The 3362-nt window shown below is 58.5% G+C and carries 3 protein-coding genes; all 3 read right to left on the reverse strand.

Annotated elements, in window-relative coordinates; all coding sequences use genetic code 11:
- The gene (locus JMF85_RS27685) at positions 1-1356 is read right to left on the reverse strand and encodes a 2-oxo acid dehydrogenase subunit E2 (protein WP_201319385.1); all 1356 of its coding nucleotides are present in this window, start codon (positions 1354-1356) and stop codon (positions 1-3) included.
- Between the two features lie 22 nt (positions 1357-1378).
- Positions 1379-2356, reverse strand: a complete 978-nt coding sequence (locus JMF85_RS27690; RefSeq protein ID WP_127610563.1) for an alpha-ketoacid dehydrogenase subunit beta — start codon at positions 2354-2356, stop codon at positions 1379-1381.
- Positions 2357-2408: 52 nt separating this feature from the next.
- A partial coding sequence (locus JMF85_RS27695) for a thiamine pyrophosphate-dependent dehydrogenase E1 component subunit alpha (RefSeq protein ID WP_236596028.1) occupies positions 2409-3362 on the reverse strand: 954 nt, incomplete at its 5' end.

The following is a 3362-nucleotide window of genomic DNA, read 5'->3' on the forward strand; positions in this document are numbered from 1 at the left end:
TCAAACCAGCAATTGGTACGGCTGTTCCAGCACGGTCTTTAATTCCGTTAAAAAGGCTGCGGCCGGAGCGCCGTCGACCACCCGATGGTCAAACGAAAGACTCAGCGTCATCATCGGCCGAACCAGCACTTGCCCCCCGATGACAGCCGGCTTGTCTTGAATTTGTCCGACTCCCAGAATGGCCACCTCAGGCTGGTTAATGATGGGGGTGAAGGAATCGACCGCATACATCCCGAGATTGCTGACCGTGAACGTCCCCCCGCTCAAATCTTCCGGCTTCAGCTTGTTGTCGCGGGCTTTCCCCGCAACCTCCTTCGATTTCCTCACCAGCTCCGCCAGACCCATACGCTCCGCTTCGAAGATGACCGGCACGAGCAAGCCGTCTTTCACCGACACGGCCAACCCGATGTTCGTATGGTCCTGAAGCACGACCTCTTCATTCTCCCATCGCGCGTTCAAGTTCGGATGCTTCACGAGGCAAGCGGAAATCGCTTTGAGCAGGATCTCCGTATACGACAGCCGCAGGCCCGTCTGCTTCTCGACGATCGGCAGCAGCTCCGTACGCATCGCTTTCGCCGCCGTCATGTCCACCGTCGTCGTGATGGTGACGTGCGGAGCCGTATAGGCGCTTTGCGACATCCGCTGCGCAATAATTTTCCGCATGCCCTGCAGCTTGATCACCCGTTTCTCCCCGGCTTGCACTTTCGCAGGCTGCAGGGCGCGCTCGACATCGGAGCGCACGATTTTGCCGCGTTCGCCGCTGCCCTCTACCTGACCAAGCTCCAGGCCGTTCGCCGCCGCAACCTTCTGCGCCAGCGGGGTCGCCCTGACCGTCGACGCTGCTTCCTTAGCCTTGGCGCCCGTAGAGACGTACCCTTCAACGTCCGCACGGTGAATCCGTCCCTTCTCTCCGCTGCCCTTGACCTGCTGCAGCGCCACGCCGTGGTCGCGCGCAGCTTTTCGCGCCGCCGGGGTTGCCCGCGGCTTCCCTTCCGCCGGCGCTTGCGCCGGCTCTTCGGACGCTTCAACGGCACCCTGACCCGATGCTGCAGGCCCGGCCGCTTCGCCATCCGAAGCCGCTCCCGAAGCGTCCGGCGGCCATGCCGGAGCCTGATCCCCGGCCTCTCCGATGTAACCGATGACGTGGTTGACGGGTACAACCGCATCCTCTTCGTAATATCGTTTCACTAAAATACCGGAATGGTACGCTTCCACCTCGATATTGATTTTATCCGTCAGCACTTCCAGCAGCGTGTCGCCTTGGCGCACGGCTTCCCCTTCTTGTTTAAACCAGCGAATAATCGTGCCTGTTTCCATCGTCATGCCGAGCTTCGGCATGAACACTTCATTTAGCATCTCCTTCGGGCCTCCCTGCCACTTACTTGAGCGCCTTCTTCACAGCCTGGACGATATCGTCGACTTGGGGAACGGCTTTTTTCTCCATGATTGGATTGTAGGGAATAGGAACGTCCAAGCCGCCCAGCCGCTGAATCGGCGCGTCCAGGTAATCGAACGCCTCGCTTTCCATGACCTGGCTGACAATCTCGCCGCCGAAACCGCCGCGTTTGACCGCCTCGTGAACGACGATGAGGCGTCCGGTTTTTTTCACGGATTCCACCACGGTTTCGATGTCCAGCGGCACCAGGGTCCGCGGGTCGATCACTTCGATCTGAATGCCCTCTTTCTCCAGCTGCCCCGCCGCCTCCAGCGCGCGGTGCACCATAATCGACGTCGCGACGACGGTTACGTCCGTCCCCTGGCGCTTCACGTCCGCCTTGCCGATCGGGAGCGTGTAGGCCTCTTCCGGCACCTCGTCCATGGTCCGGTAGAGCAATTTATGTTCATAGAATATGACGGGGTTATCGTCTTCTATCGCTGCGCGTAGCAAGCCCTTCGCATCATACGCGGTCGAAGGCTGAATGACCTTCAGGCCGGGGATGTGCGCCATCCACGCTTCCAAGCTTTGCGAATGCTGCGCGGCTGCTCCCGTACCCGAGCCCGCTGGCGTGCGCAGTACCATCGGCACCTTGCCCTTCCCGCCGTACATATAGCGGATTTTGGCCGCTTGGTTGACAATCTGATCGGTCGCAATCGTTATAAAATCGGAAAATTGCAGCTCCAGGATCGGCCGCATCCCCGTAAGCGCCGCCCCAACGGCAGCGCCGGCGATCGCCGACTCCGAAATCGGGGTATTGCGGATTCGCTCCGGACCGAATTCCTCGATCATCCCTCGCGTGACCCCGAACGCTCCCCCGTACACGCCGATATCCTCTCCGAGTACAAACACGTCCTCGTTTTCCCGCATCATCTGGGACATCGACTCTTTGATCGCTTCCAAATACGTTATTTTCCTCACTTCGTTCGGCTCCCCCTTACCCTGTACCTTCATCTATAGAACTTCAGCCAACTTAAGCGAATACGTCCTCCGTAATCGCGTCCGGAGACGGCATCGGGCTCTCTTCCGCAAATTTGACGGCCGCTTCGATTTCTTTCAGCGCCTTCACCCGCAGCTCCTCGAGCTGTTCCCCGGTTGCAGCTTGATCCGCTAGTAAGCGGGCCGCCATTTTCGCAATCGGATCTTTTGCTTCTTTCCAGTACTGCTCTTCTTCTTTGGTCCGATACTTCTTGGCGTCGCTCTTCGAGTGTCCCTTCCAGCGGTAGGTCTTCGCTTCGATTAACGTCGGTCCGCTGCCGTTCCGGGCCCGCTCGACCGCTTCGTTCGTCACACGCATGACTTCAAAGATATCGTTCCCTTCCACCACAACGCCCGGGATGCCGTAAGCCTTGGAGCGATCCGCAATGTTCTCTACCCCGATCATCTCTTTCGCCGGACCGGACATCCCGTATTGATTGTTCTCGCAAAAGAAGACAACCGGCAGCTTCCAGATCGCTGCAAGGTTGATCGCTTCATGAAAGCTTCCCTCGTTGCTTGCGCCGTCACCGAAGAAGCAGAGCACGACATAACCCAGGTTTTTCATCTTCGACGTAAGCGCAGCGCCTGCTGCGATCGGAATGCCGCCGCCTACGATCCCGTTAGCTCCCAGGTTGCCTTTCTCTACGTCCGCAATATGCATCGAACCGCCCTTGCCTTTACAGTAGCCGGTTTCCCTGCCGAACAATTCCGCCATCATCCGGTCCGCCTGCGCGCCTTTCGCGATACAATGACCATGGCCCCGGTGCGTGCTTGTGATCTTATCCCGATCTTCCAATACCGCGCAAGCCCCGACAGCCGTTGCCTCCTGCCCTACACACAGATGCGTTGTCCCGTGTATCAATCCCTTGGCAAAAAACTCATCGACCTTCTCGTCGAAATACCGCACCAGCCACATCTGATAATATAGATCCAGCAGTCTTTCTGCCGA

Source organism: Paenibacillus sp. EPM92, assembly GCF_016586185.1.
In the GTDB taxonomy this organism is placed as follows: Bacteria; Bacillota; Bacilli; order Paenibacillales; family NBRC-103111; genus Paenibacillus_G; species Paenibacillus_G validus.

Excerpts from the sequence above, each read along its gene's own strand:
- JMF85_RS27685 (WP_201319385.1), bottom strand. The coding sequence starts at position 1,356 with ATGCTAAATGAAGTGTTCATGCCGAAGCTCGGCATGACGATGGAAACA.